Genomic DNA, 16,377 nt, shown 5'->3' on the forward strand with positions numbered 1-16,377 from the left:
TTCATGACGTCGATCGTATACTAGGGATAATTTCATCATATTAACTATTGAAGTGGTGTAGAGGAGAGGGATTGATATGACAAATCTTAATGATAAAGAGGTAATAGCTGAAAGTAATATTCCACTTACTGCTTCGGAATTAGGGTTTCTTTGGGCACAATATATGAATGATACTTTAGATATTTGTGTAATGGATTATTTCAAATATATTTGTAAGGATAAAGACATTCTTCCTCTTATCGAAAATTCCTCAAATATAGCAAAAAATGACATCAGAATTATTTCTGAGATCTTTATAAAAGAAAAACACCCGATACCAGTGGGATTTACGGATGAAGATGTTAATATAGATGCACCTAGGCTGTACTCAGATTCGTTTATCCTTATGTATATTCAAAAAGTAGAAGTACTAGCAATGGCAAGTATAAGTATGGCAGTTGGTCTCTCCGCTCGTTCAGATGTAAGCGACTTTTTTAGAAAATTACTTATATCCGTGTCTGAATTACACGATAAGGTTAGAAAAGTTATGTTAGCAAAAGGTGTATACGTCCGACCACCGCAAATACCTAGTCCAGATCAGATTAACTTTGTAGAAACTCAGGGTTTCCTGTTTGATTTTTTGGGTAAGCATAAACGGCCTCTGACAGCAATTGAGATTACACATCTTTTTAACAACTTTCAAACAAATGCTATGGGTAAAGCGATGATGATGGCATTTGCTCAGGTGTGTAAAAATGAAGATGTTAAACAATTCCTTATAAAAGGAAAAGAAATTGCAAATAAACATATGAAGAAATTTGGTTCAATCCTAATTGATGAAGACATTTCAGCACCCATGAGTTTGGACGCACATGTTACAGATAGTACCATCGCACCTTTTTCAGATAAATTAATGATGTTTCAAACAACTTATATGATCGCAGCAGGGATTGGGAATTACGGTATGGCTGCTGGCACTTGTCAAAGAATAGATGTAAGTGCTACCTTTGCACGCCTTGCAACTGAAATTGCTTTATATGCGGAAGATGGCGCAAATATACTAATAAAACATGGCTGGTTGGAAGAACCTCCGAAATCAGTTGATCGAGAAAAACTTGCCAATCAAAGTAATTGAAGGCAACTTCGCTTGAAAGAATGAGACCTCATGATCCTAAAAAATAGATATGGTATAGATCTTCAAAACTGCTTGACGGCTGAAGCCGTACCGATTGCCCGAGAAAAAATGCAGGCGTGAATTCTTTGTGGATTCACGCCTGTATTTTTTACATCAATAGATCCTCCTTGGATTCTGAGCAAAGGTTAATTAAAACAAAAAGTCGTAAAAGTGAAAATAGAAAGTCGTAATAGTAGTATTTCAATTTAATCTAACTCTTTTATACTAGAGATACGGATGTTTGAAAATTCAAAAAACAAAAAATCAGACATTTGTACATACTTGTTAAATAAAAAAGGGGGAAAACGAATGGAAAAGAAAGCGTTATCATTTTTTCTGATGTTGGTAATGGTAGTTTCAGTAGTTTTATCAGGCTGTTCATCGAAGGAAAGCAGCGGGGCGGCAAGTGGAGGAGATTCAAAGGACAAGCCATATGAAATCACAATGGCCTACTTGTATTTTACCAAAATTGATGACCTTCCTGCAGTACAGGCCGAAATTAACAAAATTACCAAGAAAAAAATTAACGCAACTGTAAAACTTATGCCGATTGAAGCTGCGGCTTGGCAGCAGCAATCAACCCTATTATTAACAGGTAATGAAAAAGTCGATCTTATGTTGGCAACAGGAACTGCAGGCTACTCTTTGCCAGCAACAAAAGGACAGTTTCTTCCTTTAGATGATTTATTAAAGAAATATGGAAAGGGCATTATCGATGCTGTTCCTAAGCATGTACTTGAAGGAGCTAAGGTCGATGGCAAAATTTACGGAGTTCCAAGTATAAGAGACTTCGCAGCTAATTATGGATTTGTTATGCGAAAGGATATTGTAGACAAATACCATATCGATCTATCCCAAGTAAAATCTTTTGAAGATTTAACCAATGTCTTCAAAACGGTAAAAGAAAACGAACCTGGCATGGCACCAATTGCTAACACCACAACATTTAACCAACCTGCAATGGTTATAGACGGTGGGAATTTTGATATTCTGGGAGACTCTTTAGGTGTAGTATCCTTTAAAGAAAAAAAGGTTGTAAATTTATTTGAACAGCCAGAGTATGTTAAAGCTGTGGATCTTGCAAGACAATGGTATAAAGCAGGATATACCTTGAAAAATGCAGCAAACATTACCGATGCCAACGTATCTATGGTTAAATCAGGTAAAGGCTTTGGTTACTTCTCGCATCAGAAGCCAGGATTTGCTCTTCAAGAGTCAGCAATGACAGGGCATGAAATGGTAGCTGTTACGTTTACAAAGCCATATTCTTACACAGATGCTGCAATCGGGCTTAACTTGGCAATCACAAGAAACAGCCAAAATCCGGAAAAAACGATGCAATTCTTGAACCTACTTTATACCGACAAAGATATTATGAATCTGTTAGCGAATGGTATTGAAGGTAAGCACTACCAGGTTAATTCCGATGGAACGATTAAATTACCAGATGGAGTAAAAGAATCAAATTATGTATTCAATCAGTGGGAACTTGGAGACAATGCTTTGACTCGTGTTTGGCAAGGCAATGATGTGAACTATTGGGATGAAATGCTTAAATTTAATGATTCAGCGGTCATTTCTCCAGCATTTGGTTTCCAGTTTAATCCTGATCCGGTCAAAACAGAAATTGCAGCAAGTACAAATGTTATCAATCAGTACAAAGCTGCACTTGAAGCTGGTGCATTAGATCCTAATAAGACTTTCCCAGAATTTAATAAAAAACTAAAAGCAGCAGGCATTGATAAAATCATTGCTGAAAAGCAAAAGCAATTTGATGCGTGGAAAAAGAATAATTAATTAATAAGAGAGAGAGCTAGTGAGAATGTAACTAGTTCTCTTCTCTTATGGCTACATATTTTTCTCAAAAGTTGAAAAACAAAAAATGCGTTTTAATAATTTTATGAGGTGAAAAAGATGGCCAACCGTACATACGAAGACCAAGCAAGCCGAACCGAGCTTGCCAAAACAATAGCCAGAGAAGGAATTGTCCTTCTAAGAAATGAGAATCAAATCCTTCCATTACATCCAACCAGTCCTGTTGCTGTTTTTGGAAGAGGGCAGGTTGCAACCCAAATTGGAGGAAGCGGTTCGGGAGCATCAGACTCCAAAAATGCCAGCACCATCATGGATGGTCTGCTAAGTCTCGGCTTTAACCTAGATCAAGAGCTGGCATCGAAATACCAAAAACAACTATCATTAGAACCCAAGCAAGAAATGACCGATTTCATGGAGATCATCACCAGTGGCTATATTTATGAGATTTGGGGCGTCTATAACCCGCCGGCCAAAGAACTGGCTATAGATGATAAAGTGGTTTCTGCTTCTGCTGGAAAAGCTGAAACTGCCATCATTGTCTTATCTAGAAATTCCGGCGGAGAAGAAAGTGACCGAAAAGTGGAAGATGATTATTATTTACAGCCATCAGAAAAAGCATTGGTAGAGCAGGTTACGTCCAATTTCAAACATGTAGTCGTGGTGATTAATACAAACGGTTATGTGGATACTGCCTGGACGAATGACTATAAAAATATTGAGGGCTTGGTGTATCTTGGACTGCCAGGTGAGGCAGGTGGCACAGCTTTAGCAGAAGTACTAGCCGGATCATACTCTCCTTCAGGAAAACTTACAGCAACGATGGCGCTGAGCTATGACGATTACCCAACGGCAAGGCATTTTAGCTATAACAAGGACCTTCCGGAAAGTATTTTAACTTATGACAGCTATGGTTTGGATGCAGCTGCAAATGGAAGCATCGGTTTTAGCATGAGTCCGGTTACCGTCTATCAAGAAGGCATTTATTTGGGGTACCGTTACTTTGATACATTTGGAAAAAAGGTGATGTTCCCGTTTGGACATGGCCTCTCCTATACCAACTTTGAGATCACGAATGTGGCTGTTTCCATCGATAAGGATCAGGAAATAATTCGGATAACCGCTGATGTTCGCAACACCGGCGAAACATATTCCGGCCAAGAAGTGGTTCAGGTATACATCAGTGAGCCTGATGGGAAGCTCGAAAAGCCTTATCAGAAGCTGACCACTTTTTCAAAAACAAAAGACCTTGCGCCGGGAGAAAAGCAAACGCTCGCTTTGAACTTTCCGTTTTCCGAGCTTGCTTCCTACTATGAAGAGACTGCTTCCTATCTAATCGAAGCTGGAGACTATCTCCTAAGAGTGGGGAACTCTTCACGGAATACGCATGTTGTCGGTAAAATCAGTGTACCCGTTACCATTGTGACCGAGCAGCTTTCCAATCGATTAGTCTTACATCCTGCCAATCAAGGGAAGATAGAATTTTTAAGCAAGGAAGGCGTGTCATCCATCACTTACGAGGGCGAGTTAGAGGAAATTTCCTCATCAGCTTGCGTAGGGGTTCTTACGAAGGATGATGTAACCTTTAAGGAAATGGAACCTGCAAACCAATTTGAGGAACATCCCTTTGCACATACCGAATTTGCTTTAGAAGATGTCAAACAAGGAAAAATTACTATGGAACAATTTGTGGCGCAGCTAACCAAAGAGGAACTGGCCGTTTTGGTGAATGGGCACGGAAAAGGGGTACCGTTCGGAGGAATCGGCTTGGATGTGCCCGATTCTATTTGCTATGAGGACGGAAAAGACATCGGTAGCAATACGCATCCTACGGGCCAAAACAATTATGTATCACCGGGAATTGAACGTTTAGGGGTTGCCTCTATTTTTTATAAAGATGGACCTGCTGGAGTCAGAATGACGGCGTGGCCGATTCAAACCGTTATGGCTAATACTTGGAATCGTGAACTTCTCTATGAATTCGGTGATGCCGCCGGGCAAGAAGCCGAGAGCCAGCAAGTGGATTCCTGGCTTGCTCCCGCCGTCAATCTTCATCGAAACCCGATTGGGGGAAGGAACTTTGAATATTATTCAGAGGATCCGTTATTAAGTGGAGAGTGCGCGGTGGCAGTGGCGAATGGGGTGCAGGAAAACCATCTTGTCACGGTTTGTGCCAAGCATTTTGCCCTCAACGAGCAGGAAACCTATCGCCGCGGACATAGCATACGGAATATTGATGCAGTTGATAGTATTGTCGAAGAGCGGGTGGCCCGGGAATTATATTTGAAGCCATTTGAAATGTTGGTCAAGCAAACAAAGATGATGAATATCATGACTTCTTTTAATAAAATTAATGGAGTGTTTGCCGCAGGAAGCCATGATCTGAATACAGCTATCCTTAGGGAAGAATGGGACTTCAACGGCTTTGTGGTCACGGACTGGGGCGACATGGATACGGTCGTTGACGGGGCAGATGCGATTGCCGCTGGCAATGACATTGTCATGCCAGGAGGGCCCCCAGTCATCGAACAAGTGCTTGCCGGTCTTGAAGAGGGCAGATGCACCCTTGCGGATTTGCAAAGAAATGTCATCAACCTATTAAATTTTGTGGTAAATTCCGAGGCATTTAAAGTTCAAACTAGTAAAGTAAAATAGCCGAAAACAGAGACTTTCTAGTTAGAAAGTTAGATTAAAAAACAGCAAAAATTGATCAGTGAACTTATTTGCGTCTACCGAATTGGTAGGCGTTTTTTATTTGAAAGTTTTACATGGCTATTCCACCAAAACATACAACCGAAACGTTTATGGCAGCTTTGGGAATGGTAATATGTTTATAACTTAGGAAATACTTAAACTCAAGCAATTTCCCTAGTTATTGCTGCATTTATGATCCCAGCAATCAGATTTTCATCCATTTTTAAAATGTCATTTGCTTTCTCGATAATCGGGGGGAAATCAAATGGCTAGTGCCTTATTAATAAAAAAGTTCACTTTTTTCTCAAACTGCATACTTTCTGCAAACTTTTCTTGTAGGATAGGTTTTGTAACAAAATGTAAGGAGGATCTAAATGAAACCAAAAAGACTGTTTATAGGGATTTTCACGTTAGTTTTAATGTTCATGTTAGCTGCTTGTTCAGGTAATAGTACGGATAATAGCACTGACAAAGGTTCAAAAATGGATCATCAAAACATGAAGATGGATAATAAGAATTCGGATGATAAAAGTATGGACATGGGTGATATGGATCATTCAGGTTCTGGTGAGATTCCTGCAGGATTAAAGGTAGCAGAGAATCCAAAATATAAGGTAGGAGACCAAGCTATTCTTAAATCAGATCATATGGAAGGGATGAACGGTGCTGAAGCAACTGTTGTTGGTGCCTTTGATACGATAGCTTATGCTGTTACCTATACACCGACTACTGGAGGAAATCCAGTAAAAAATCATAAATGGGTTATTCAAGAAGAAATCAAAGATGCTGGGGATAAAGCCTTAGAACCTGGAACAAAAGTTACCATGCAGGCAGACCACATGGAAGGTATGGATGGTGCAACGGGAACAATTGATTCAGCGGAAAAAACAACTGTATATATGGTTGATTACACACCAACTACTGGTGGGGAAAAAGTAACAAATCATAAATGGGTAACAGAAAGTGAACTATCTGCTAAATAATGTGCAAAATTTTTGATAAGAGAGTTAAAGAGGAAAAGGGTTGCGATGCAATCCTTTTTTTATTAATCAAAAAAGTGCAGCGAGGAAGAAGCAACAATCCTTAAATTTGTAGTGTTTTAAATAATTCTGTAAGAAAACCTTCATAATTTCTGCAATTTTTTATGATAACCTTAAGATATTAAAATAGTCTGTTAGGTGATCATATGTACAGTTTATTAAGTCAAATTAGTTCCGTATTAAGTAAACCATTTTTTAGTATGGCAAATAGTTTGGAATCTTGGCCCATTGTCTTTGCTTTAATTCTGGGACTAGTAGGAGCCCTTGCACCTTGTCAGCTTACAGGGAATATTAGTGCCGTTACACTTTATGGCAATCGTTCCATTCAAAAGAAAGTAGCTTGGAAGGATGTTACTTATTTCATACTGGGTAAAATAGCAGCCTTTTCGTTATTAGGTGTATTGGTTTGGTTACTAGGTAAAGGTTTTGAACAAAATTTGCCTTTATTTTTTCCTTGGCTGAGGAGGATGATGGGCCCTTTATTAATTTTCGTTGGTTTGTTTATGCTGGGATTCATTAAAATAAGGGGAACCTTTAATTTATTAAAACTATCTAAAGATTATAAGCATGAAAATCCATTTGCTTCTTTTATGTTGGGATTTAGTTTTTCACTCGCATTCTGTCCTACAATGTTTATCCTATTTTTCGTTACATTAATGCCAGTTGTACTGTCTAGCTCTTATGGGTTTATTCTTCCCCCCATTTTTGCAGTTGGAACAGGTATCCCCTTATTAATCGTTATTTTAATTATTTGGTATCTTGGGGGAAGTGGTGTGGTAATGAAAAAAGGAAGAAAGTATGGAATGGTTATTCAAAAGATTGCTGGAGCTCTAATGTTAATACTAGGTATCTTTGATACAATCACATATTGGTCTCTATAAAAAGAGGCAAACAGAACAACGATATTTGATCGTTGTTTTTGTTTGAAAGTGTAAAGACAGTCAAAAATATAAGGAAGATCTTCTTACGGAATGCCCACCCTCTAATCCATTACAAAAAGGCAATACAATTCAGATACTTGCCGTTTCACTTACCCAGTAAGAACAAAGAGGTAAATCTTTTTCAAGATAACGAAATTCATGGGTTTCAGCATTGGCTCCATCTACTAATTTACAGTTCGGTAAATTGTAATAAATTCTTGTCACTTTCTGCAAACTTATTTACTAAACTCAAAGCAGATAAAGGTACTGTATGATTTTATAAAGGAATACTGAGGAGGCCCCTTATGTGTCAGAAACCTATGAAATTTACTCTCCACCAAATGGAGATGGAAAGAAAGGCAGCAATTAAAAGAGAAAATCAGTCACAAAGCTTTTTTAGGAAGTTATTTAATACACTAAGTGTTGGTAAGAAATCTAAAGATTTAGTGAAGGGTGGAGCGAAAAATGATTAATTGGGTTATTGGAATTGTTATTTTTGTAATTGCAGGCAGGATGTTATATAAATTTATTCAAAAATCCAAAGAAGGGAAATGCCCTTCATGCTCTTCTGATTGCTCTTGTAGCGGAGATAATTGTATCTTCTTATTCAACTAAAGCCCGGTTACTTTAACGTAGAATTCTTCACAATCTTTTCTAAACCCTGTAAACTCCAATAACATAGATGTGTTGTCTATATTGATTACTCTTACAAGAAAAAGTGAGAGGGGTTTGTTGATTACGAACGATACTGAAACCTTTTATATAGAAATCGTATTACTACTAAAAAATATTTTTATATTTTTTCCACGTAGAATCAAATACACAAGATAGAATGCAGTGATAATTATGGTAAGAATAATTATTTGTATGTGTGTGTATCCGACCATTGATATGTTTGCAACAAAATTATACAAAATATGAGTAATTATACAGATAGAAAGATTTCCGCTTGCTAAAATTACTATCATAAACATAAAGCCTACAACAAATGCATTAGCTATTTGAAGGATTGTATCCCCACCAGATTGGGCAACTGCCACCATACTGATGATGTGCCCTATTGCAAAGGTAAAGCTAATGAAAGCAACTACTAAAAAATGGTTCCACTTCTTTTCCAGTGCTTTGAACATGAGACCGCGAAAGATGATCTCCTCCATAAACCCCACACCAATGTACATAATTGCCATAAAAGTAATTTCTGTTGCAGATAACGATGAGTTAATCCCGTAAATTAAATTTAAAAAAGGTAAAATGAGCAAAGGTACATAATATAACATGATAGATGACTTTTCCGTAGGCTTTGACGAAAGCCCTATATCCTCAGAAATATGCGTCCTTTTTAAATACATAAAGCAAACAACTGCTAATATCAAATTAGGAATGGCAGTTACCAAATTAAATCCTATATTCATTGAACTGGCTATATTGTCTGTAATGGTGTTAAGGACAAGATAAATTCCTAACCAAACAAGTGAATGTAAAACTGCATTTCTTTCATAAAGTTTTTTCAAGATATTTTCCTCCTTTAAACGTCCTTTGTTACAAATTCTTATGCCAAGTTCTTCAAATGGCTGAATTAATAAGGCGATCTAAGGTGGATTTAAATCTGAAATTACTATGTTACCTTAATTTTACATCTAAACAACTATGATATTAATTAGAAAAATTACAAATTCGTGAAGAATTCCATTTTTAACCAATGACTGGATTTTAAAATGGATTCTCGTCAGCCCCCAATTTAAGCCTCTTAATCATCTCTAGCGTTTCACTCCTAGCTGTCAACATAATTATAAGGAACATCCGAAAGCTGTCTTATTTTTTTGCAGCTTGTCCAACCATCCATTTCGGGCATCATAATATCCAGGACGACCAAGTTAATTTCTTCCTTTTCAAAATAAGTTAGAGCCACTTTTCCTGAGTTGGCCTTAACGCATTTATAACCATGATGGCTATATATAATCCTAAAAGATCAGGCATTAGTTTCATCATCGACAAGTAAAATTGCCTTCATATCCTCACCAACTTAACAAATTTTTTACCATTATAATAAAGGGGATTTTAAAGAAACTTTGCAGATTTAATAGTTTTTCTATATTCCGAAAAATTTCACCTAGAAAATTAGGATAATAAAACTTTATTTCAATTTTGTGTCAAATGGGGGTTTTTATGTAGATGACATATTTTATACAAAAAAAACTCAAAGTTTCTGCACACTTTTCAATTAAAGTGTAAGTTGTTAAGCGATTATCGTATATACACATACTTTGGAATGAGGTGAAGACATTGAAGGGAAAATGGTTGTTAATGATTATCCTTGTGGTTGTATTTTCAGGGGGAAGAATAGCTTTGGCAGATGGAGATCATGGTAAGGCTCCATCCACAGCTAACCTAAATGGCCAGGAACATGATATGGAAGGCATGGACATGAGCGGGGGAAGCAACACTGAAAGCACCAGTAGTGACCATAAAACAAGTGAAGGTCATGATATGGAAGGAATGACTGAAGGGGAAGACATGGAAGGTATGAATATGGAGGGCAGTAGAGGTCACAGTCATGAACCTGTCAAAGAAGAACCAGCAAACCTTAAGGTGTTAGGAACTTTTGGTGCGGTTAATCTTTCCTTTATCGTAATCGGCATTTGGAATAAATGGTTTAGAAGAAAGGATGGGTCCAATGGCAATTCCAAAAGACAAGTTGTCTAAAGAGAAAAAACAAATGGAAGAAAAGAAGCCTTATAATCTATTAACGATACCTATGGTTAAGAAATTCATACAAAGTAAATGGTATCCTGGCATTTTCCAATGGATTGTCCTCGCTGTATTCTCTGTAATTGTTTATGAATTGGTGGCAGGAACAGTGGATCCGACCCGAAATGTGGGAACATCATTAACATGGGTGTTATGGTGGCCTTTAATCCCAATCTTTTTCTTAGTCATCGGTAGATTTTGGTGTACGATTTGTCCATTTGGTAAAGTAAGTGATATTGTTCGGAAAACGATCGGCAGTAATCGTCCAATGCCAAAGTTCTTGAGAAAGTATGGACTTTGGATGATTGACCTTTTCTTTATTGCCATTACCTATAGCGATCATATTTGGGGGATTGTTGAATCACCGAGAGGATCTGGTTATTTACTTCTTTTACTTGTGACAATGGTAGTTGGTACTTCTATCTTTTACGAAAGAAGAACATTTTGTAAAACTTTATGTTTTCTAGGGGGTCTTTCTGGTAACTATTCTCGTTCGGGGTCGTTAGAACTTCGAGGGACACCTGAAATATGTAAGACTTGTAAAACGCAATCTTGCTTTAAAGGAAGTGAAAAAGCGGAAGGTTGCCCAATGTTTCAATTTGTTAGAACAATGGATACAGCAGCTGATTGTAACTTATGTGGAAACTGTGTGAAAAGTTGCCCAAATAACTCGATTCGTATATCCCCACGGGTACCTACATCTGAACTATGGGGAATTAAAAAACCAATGTTGGAGCATACATTCCTTGCGGCAGTTATTATGGGGATTGTATTTGTTCAAAACATCACAATGGTAGCAATATGGCAGGATATCTTAAACGCAATTGGATCTGTAACCGGAACAGATAATTATAATGTGAACTTTACTGTCGCCTTCATTATTGCAATGGCAATCCCAGTTGGACTCTTATATGGAACAGCCAAACTTGCTACCTTAACAGGTGGTTCAGTAGAGAAAGTAAAGAAAAACTTTATCAGATTTGGTTATGCCATTATTCCATTGGATTTAGCTGGGCACCTTGCTCACAACTTATTCCATATTATTACTGAAGGTAAAGCGATTTGGTACAACTCAGCTGCATTATTTGGTATGAATGTAACAAGGGGTGACCTTGCATTTGCACCAGCATCATCCGTTCAACTATTACAATATATTATTATAGTAATAGGAATGATTGGCTCCATTTATACTGCCTACCGTATTGGTAATAAGGGTTCATTTAAAGCATTAGCTCCATACTATGTACTAATGATATTACTAGCAGTAGCAAACATTTATTTATTCTCACTTCCAATGATGCATAGGGTTTAAACGAATATAAAGTATCTGTATTTAGAAATTAAAAAATACTAAATGGCAGTATCTTTTATGAATATTAAAGAGCCAAAATACGCAAGTATTGTCTAAAAACTTGCATATTTTAGGCTCTTTATTTTTATAGCTTATTGTGGGAAGCTACCCATTAGTATAAGTGAAATCCTTCACATCTTTTTTCCTTGATAGAATATTATTGATATTGGAAACAGCACCCATACTTTAAGCACTCATTATTAAATGTTACTTTATATTTTATAACTAGACTCTTTGTTCATTACTTAGTTGAAAGTTCACTTTCTATAACCCACTTATGATTTTTTACTATTGGTCCTCCAGTAGTCGGAATGTAATCAATCATATAAACTGTTGTGTGTACTGCTGAATTAATAGTTCCTTTTGCCCCCATCATGCCTTTCATGTGATTTGCTTCTAAGGTTACCTCCGTTCCAGGTTTTAAGGTTTTATGACCAGCCTTTTTAATCTCTTCTTGGATAACCCATTTATGATTTTTCACCATTGGTCCTCCAGTAGTGGGAGTGTAGGTAACAGCATATGCTGTCGTATCATAAGCACCTACAATGTTTGCTTTAGTACCATACATCCCTTTCATGTGGTCAGCTTTAACAATAACTTGACTACCAACTTTATAAGTTGGACTTTCTGCTTTTTTTAAACTTTTAGGGACTTCGGAAGAACCTAAATGCATTTTACTTATATTTTTCTTTTTATCGTCCGTATTCATATTTTTATCGGAACTATATGGACTACTATTGCTCGTCCATGCAGATAACATCAATACTAATATTAGCATTAAAATTCCAGTTGCAAATTTTTTACTTTCCAATTCTTTATGACCTCCCAATAATTTGTTTCAAAAGTGGTCTAAAAAATTGTACATTTACTACATTGTTTCCTCCAGCTTTTTAAATTATTTATGATTTTAAATTTAATGAATCAGATGGCATAATTTCCCACAAAACAGAATACTTCTTTTCCACTGCACTTTCCCGTTAACATAATAACTTCTATAGGGATAAAAGAATTGAACTCTTGATGAAATAATTGCTAAATGCACAGATTCTCGATATTTATTTGCTAAAGTTAATATAGAAGACTAAATAACAGTCACTTTTCAAAGTAGGCTGGATAGGTGGACAAATTGTGAAGGCGGAGCTAAAAAGAAAAAATTTTTAAGCACGCCTATTTACATAGGGTAGGGGGGTATGGTAAGTTTAAAATAAAGGAGGGAGGTAATGAATAATTACGATCCTGATAACCTGAATCAATTTAATGAGCACGGTGTTTCCTGTGATTCCTTAACATCAGAGCGAAAAAGTCATCATTCAGATAAAACGAAACAAAATCTTGTATCAAGATTAAATCGTATCGAAGGACAGATTCGGGGTATTAAAGGTCTAATCGAAAAAGATACCTATTGTGATGATGTCATTACGCAACTTGCAGCAACTCAAGCAGCATTAAATAGTGTTGCGAAAGTTCTTTTGGAAGGCCATATGAAAAGTTGTGTGGTGGAGAGAATTCAAGAGGGCGATTATGAGGTTGTAGATGAATTGTTAACGACCATTCAAAGACTTATAAAAAAATAATTAAGATAAGAGAGGGAGTATTAAAATGGAAAAAGTAACGTTAAATGTTCAAGGAATGTCTTGCGGTCATTGTGTAAAGGCGGTAGAGGGAAGCGTTGGTGCTCTAAAGGGGATCAGTTCCGTTAAAGTTGACTTAAAAGATGCTAAAGTGGATGTTGAGTTTAATGATCAAGAGGTTTCACTAGATCAAATTAAAGAAACAATCGAAGATCAAGGCTATGATGTGAAATAAAGAGATCGAAAAGACGTGCTAGTGATAGCACGTTCTTTTCGAAGAAAAATATACCTATATGGGGTATAAGGAGTTGGCTTAAAATGAGTCAAATGGTGAAAGAAACAAATTTACAAATATCAGGTATGACCTGTGCTGCATGTGCGGTGAGAATTGAAAAAGGTCTTCAAAGATTAGAAGGCGTGGAAGAAGCAAATGTAAATCTTGCTTTAGAGCGTTCAAATGTGAAATATAATCCTGAGAAGATAAATATTGGGGACATTGAAAAAAAGATTAAAGATCTTGGTTATGATGTTGTTAATGAGAAAACGGAGTTTGACATAACTGGTATGACTTGTGCAGCATGTGCTACACGGATAGAAAAAGGTTTAACCAAATTAAATGGTGTCGTGATAGCAAATGTCAATTTAGCACTCGAAAAAGCGACTGTAGAGTACAACAGTGCGGTCCTAAACCAAAGTGAAATTATTAACAAGGTAGAAGCCCTTGGGTATGGCGCTCAAATAAAGGAAGATGCAAAAGAAACTAGTGATCATCGACAAAAGGAAATTGAAAGACAAACAGGGAAGTTTATCTTTTCGGCGATTCTTTCCTTCCCACTTTTATGGGCAATGGTGGGTCACTTTTCATTCACTTCGTTTATTTGGGTTCCAAAAATGTTTATGAATCCATGGGTGCAATTAGCTCTAGCTACCCCAGTACAATTTTTTATTGGTAAACAATTTTATGTTGGAGCTTATAAAGCATTAAAAAATAATAGCGCCAATATGGATGTTCTAGTGGCTTTAGGTACATCGGCAGCTTATTTTTACAGTTTATATTTATCATTGATGTCAATCGGAGGTATGAACCATTCCGTAGAACTTTACTATGAGACGAGTTCGATTCTTATTACACTGATTATTCTTGGAAAACTTTTTGAAGCAAGAGCTAAAGGAAGATCATCGGAAGCGATTAAAAAACTGATGGGACTTCAGGCAAAGACAGCCATTGTTGAGAGAGAGGGAGTAGAACAAGAAATCCCCATTGAAGAAGTAATCGTTGGTGACATTGTTCGTATTAAACCCGGTGATAAAATACCGGTAGACGGCAAAGTTTTGGAAGGTCATTCTGCGATTGATGAATCAATGCTTACAGGAGAGAGTGTTCCGGTTGATAAGACCATTGGTGACGAGGTAATCGGAGCTACAATCAACAAAAATGGATTTTTATTAATTGAGGCAACAAAAGTTGGCAGAGATACGGCTTTAGCCCAGATTATAAAAGTAGTAGAGGAAGCGCAGGGATCCAAAGCACCAATTCAACGTCTTGCTGATAAGATTTCAGGTGTGTTTGTTCCTATAGTTGTTGCACTAGCAATATTAGCTTTTATCGTTTGGTATGTATGGGTGGCTCCTGGCGATTTTGCAGAAGCACTAGAAAAATTGATTGCCGTTTTAGTTATCGCTTGTCCTTGTGCATTGGGTTTAGCAACGCCAACATCCATTATGGCTGGTTCTGGTCGTGCAGCGGAATATGGCATCCTGTTTAAAGGTGGCGAGCATTTGGAAATGACCCATAAAATTTCTACGGTTGTATTAGATAAAACGGGTACTGTTACAAACGGAACACCTGTTTTAACAGATGTAATAACCGTCCAAACTCTCATAGAAGATGAATTCCTCTCATTAGTGGGTTCTGCCGAAAAACAATCGGAACATCCATTAGCACAAGCTATTGTTCAAGGAATCAAGGAAAAAGAGATTCCTTTAAAGGATGTAACGGAGTTCGAAGCAATCCCTGGATTTGGCATTAAAGCAACGGTCGATGGCAAAGAACTATTAGTTGGTACGAGGAAATTAATGAGTAAATACAATGTAGCTGCAGAAGAAGCTTTTGGTCAAATGGACGAGTTAGAAATGGTTGGTAAAACAGCCATGCTCGTCGCGATCGACTGCCGATACGCCGGGATGGTAGCTGTAGCGGATACCATTAAAGAAACGTCCAAATTAGCGATTAGCCGTCTCAAAAATATGGGAATCGAAGTAATCATGATTACGGGGGATAATAAGCAGACTGCACGAGCTATAGCTGAACAAGTTGGTATTGATCATGTTGTTGCTGAAGTTCTTCCTGAAGGAAAAGCCGATGAAGTAAAGAAATTGAAGGCTGTAGGGAAGAAGGTTGCAATGGTTGGTGATGGAATCAACGATGCGCCCGCCCTTGCGATTGCCGATATTGGAATGGCTATTGGAACTGGTACTGATGTTGCAATGGAAGCGGCTGATATTACCCTTATCCGCGGGGATTTAAATAGTATTGCCGATGCCATCTTTATGAGTAAGAAAACGATTAGAAATATAAAGCAGAATTTATTCTGGGCTCTTGCCTATAATACGCTTGGTATTCCTGTCGCTGCTATCGGATTACTTGCACCATGGCTTGCAGGTGCAGCCATGGCATTTAGCTCAGTATCTGTCGTTCTCAATGCGTTACGTTTACAAAAAGTAAAATTGTAAAGATAAGCTGTAGGAGAAGATGATCTTTAGAAAAAATCTTCCCTCCTACAGCTCATTTTCTACTGTATTTTGACATCGTTTTTAGAGATTCTGGCTAATTATTTTGGTATCCTTTAGTGCGTTAATACTTTATTAACAATTTATAGGGGGATATTAACAAAATTCTATTAGATATTAACAAAATATCATAGGATATTAACAAATTTCAGGATATATTAACAAATCCCCCAATACAGTCCAACTCAAATAGAACGTACTTAAATCTGAAAAGCCGTTATCCCATGGGATTACGGCTTTTTGTCTTTATCGACATCTTTACACAAATTCTTCAAAGTTTCTGCTAAGTTTCTGCATA

15 protein-coding genes are annotated in these 16,377 nt (G+C 37.2%); 12 read left to right on the plus strand and 3 right to left on the minus strand.

Annotated features, from left to right (window positions below):
- Positions 1–76: 76 nt before the first annotated feature.
- From L1999_RS09600 to L1999_RS09630, 7 genes are all read left to right on the plus strand, one after another.
- The gene (locus tag L1999_RS09600) at positions 77–1,114 is read left to right on the plus strand and encodes a DUF3231 family protein (protein ID WP_235743329.1); all 1,038 of its coding nucleotides are present in this window, start codon (positions 77–79) and stop codon (positions 1,112–1,114) included.
- A gap of 348 nt (positions 1,115–1,462) precedes the next feature.
- Positions 1,463–2,950, plus strand: coding sequence for an ABC transporter substrate-binding protein (locus L1999_RS09605; RefSeq protein ID WP_235743330.1), 1,488 nt, complete (start codon positions 1,463–1,465; stop codon positions 2,948–2,950).
- Between the two features lie 117 nt (positions 2,951–3,067).
- A complete protein-coding gene (locus L1999_RS09610; RefSeq protein WP_235743331.1) occupies positions 3,068–5,620 on the plus strand; it encodes a glycoside hydrolase family 3 protein in 2,553 nt (850 codons plus the stop codon).
- 413 nt (positions 5,621–6,033) lie between these two features.
- Positions 6,034–6,642 (plus strand): YdhK family protein, encoded by a 609-nt coding sequence (locus tag L1999_RS09615; protein ID WP_235743332.1) that lies wholly within the window; start codon positions 6,034–6,036, stop codon positions 6,640–6,642.
- Between the two features lie 203 nt (positions 6,643–6,845).
- Positions 6,846–7,580, plus strand: coding sequence for an urease accessory protein UreH domain-containing protein (locus L1999_RS09620; RefSeq protein ID WP_235743333.1), 735 nt, complete (start codon positions 6,846–6,848; stop codon positions 7,578–7,580).
- 344 nt (positions 7,581–7,924) lie between these two features.
- Positions 7,925–8,092, plus strand: a complete 168-nt coding sequence (locus tag L1999_RS09625) for a hypothetical protein (protein ID WP_235743334.1) — start codon at positions 7,925–7,927, stop codon at positions 8,090–8,092.
- Positions 8,085–8,234 (plus strand): FeoB-associated Cys-rich membrane protein, encoded by a 150-nt coding sequence (locus L1999_RS09630; RefSeq protein ID WP_275677499.1) that lies wholly within the window; start codon positions 8,085–8,087, stop codon positions 8,232–8,234. Before L1999_RS09625 ends, L1999_RS09630 begins: the two co-directional genes overlap by 8 nt.
- A 143-nt stretch (positions 8,235–8,377) precedes the next feature.
- Here the strand turns inward: L1999_RS09630 and L1999_RS09635 are convergent, their stop codons facing one another.
- Entirely contained in the window at positions 8,378–9,130 is a 753-nt protein-coding gene (locus tag L1999_RS09635) for a CPBP family intramembrane glutamic endopeptidase (protein WP_235743335.1), read from the minus strand.
- A 260-nt stretch (positions 9,131–9,390) separates the two neighbouring features.
- On the minus strand, positions 9,391–9,579 hold the full coding sequence (locus L1999_RS29835; protein ID WP_430540027.1) for a response regulator: 189 nt from the start codon (positions 9,577–9,579) through the stop codon (positions 9,391–9,393).
- A gap of 323 nt (positions 9,580–9,902) precedes the next feature.
- On the opposite strand from L1999_RS29835, the gene L1999_RS09640 reads away from it, so the two are divergent.
- Together L1999_RS09640 and L1999_RS09645 are read left to right on the plus strand one after the other, a co-directional pair.
- On the plus strand, positions 9,903–10,322 hold the full coding sequence (locus tag L1999_RS09640) for a hypothetical protein (RefSeq protein ID WP_235743336.1): 420 nt from the start codon (positions 9,903–9,905) through the stop codon (positions 10,320–10,322).
- Positions 10,294–11,679 (plus strand): 4Fe-4S binding protein, encoded by a 1,386-nt coding sequence (locus L1999_RS09645; RefSeq protein WP_235743337.1) that lies wholly within the window; start codon positions 10,294–10,296, stop codon positions 11,677–11,679. Before L1999_RS09640 ends, L1999_RS09645 begins: the two co-directional genes overlap by 29 nt.
- Positions 11,680–11,959: 280 nt before the next feature.
- Here the strand turns inward: L1999_RS09645 and L1999_RS09650 are convergent, their stop codons facing one another.
- Positions 11,960–12,496 carry a YdhK family protein gene (locus L1999_RS09650; protein WP_430540028.1) on the minus strand — a complete coding sequence of 179 codons (537 nt, stop codon included), beginning with the start codon at positions 12,494–12,496 and terminating at the stop codon, positions 11,960–11,962.
- A gap of 442 nt (positions 12,497–12,938) precedes the next feature.
- Here L1999_RS09650 and L1999_RS09655 point away from each other — a divergent pair, with 442 nt between their 5' ends.
- The 3 genes from L1999_RS09655 to L1999_RS09665 all read left to right on the plus strand — a co-directional run bounded on the left by L1999_RS09655 (position 12,939) and on the right by L1999_RS09665 (position 16,022).
- Entirely contained in the window at positions 12,939–13,292 is a 354-nt protein-coding gene (locus L1999_RS09655) for a metal-sensitive transcriptional regulator (protein WP_235743338.1), read from the plus strand.
- A 25-nt stretch (positions 13,293–13,317) separates the two neighbouring features.
- Positions 13,318–13,524, plus strand: coding sequence for a copper chaperone CopZ (copZ, locus tag L1999_RS09660; protein WP_235743339.1), 207 nt, complete (start codon positions 13,318–13,320; stop codon positions 13,522–13,524).
- Between the two features lie 83 nt (positions 13,525–13,607).
- Positions 13,608–16,022 (plus strand): heavy metal translocating P-type ATPase, encoded by a 2,415-nt coding sequence (locus tag L1999_RS09665; protein ID WP_235743340.1) that lies wholly within the window; start codon positions 13,608–13,610, stop codon positions 16,020–16,022.
- The last annotated feature ends 355 nt before the right edge of the window (positions 16,023–16,377 follow it).

Source organism: Neobacillus drentensis, from assembly GCF_021560175.1.
In the GTDB taxonomy this organism is placed as follows: Bacteria; Bacillota; Bacilli; order Bacillales; family Cytobacillaceae; genus Neobacillus; species Neobacillus drentensis_A.

What these genes read in the sequence shown, in the direction of transcription:
- L1999_RS09665 (WP_235743340.1), top strand. Translation starts at nt 13,608, where the DNA reads ATGAGTCAAATGGTGAAAGAAACAAATTTACAAATATCAGGTATGACC.
- L1999_RS09600 (WP_235743329.1), top strand. Translation starts at nt 77, where the DNA reads ATGACAAATCTTAATGATAAAGAGGTAATAGCTGAAAGTAATATTCCA.
- L1999_RS09625 (WP_235743334.1), top strand. Translation starts at nt 7,925, where the DNA reads ATGTGTCAGAAACCTATGAAATTTACTCTCCACCAAATGGAGATGGAA.
- L1999_RS09610 (WP_235743331.1), top strand. Translation starts at nt 3,068, where the DNA reads ATGGCCAACCGTACATACGAAGACCAAGCAAGCCGAACCGAGCTTGCC.
- L1999_RS09645 (WP_235743337.1), top strand. Translation starts at nt 10,294, where the DNA reads ATGGCAATTCCAAAAGACAAGTTGTCTAAAGAGAAAAAACAAATGGAA.
- L1999_RS09650 (WP_430540028.1), bottom strand. Translation starts at nt 12,496, where the DNA reads ATGCTAATATTAGTATTGATGTTATCTGCATGGACGAGCAATAGTAGT.
- L1999_RS09605 (WP_235743330.1), top strand. Translation starts at nt 1,463, where the DNA reads ATGGAAAAGAAAGCGTTATCATTTTTTCTGATGTTGGTAATGGTAGTT.
- copZ (WP_235743339.1), top strand. Translation starts at nt 13,318, where the DNA reads ATGGAAAAAGTAACGTTAAATGTTCAAGGAATGTCTTGCGGTCATTGT.
- L1999_RS09630 (WP_275677499.1), top strand. Translation starts at nt 8,085, where the DNA reads ATGATTAATTGGGTTATTGGAATTGTTATTTTTGTAATTGCAGGCAGG.
- L1999_RS09620 (WP_235743333.1), top strand. Translation starts at nt 6,846, where the DNA reads ATGTACAGTTTATTAAGTCAAATTAGTTCCGTATTAAGTAAACCATTT.
- L1999_RS09615 (WP_235743332.1), top strand. Translation starts at nt 6,034, where the DNA reads ATGAAACCAAAAAGACTGTTTATAGGGATTTTCACGTTAGTTTTAATG.
- L1999_RS09655 (WP_235743338.1), top strand. Translation starts at nt 12,939, where the DNA reads ATGAATAATTACGATCCTGATAACCTGAATCAATTTAATGAGCACGGT.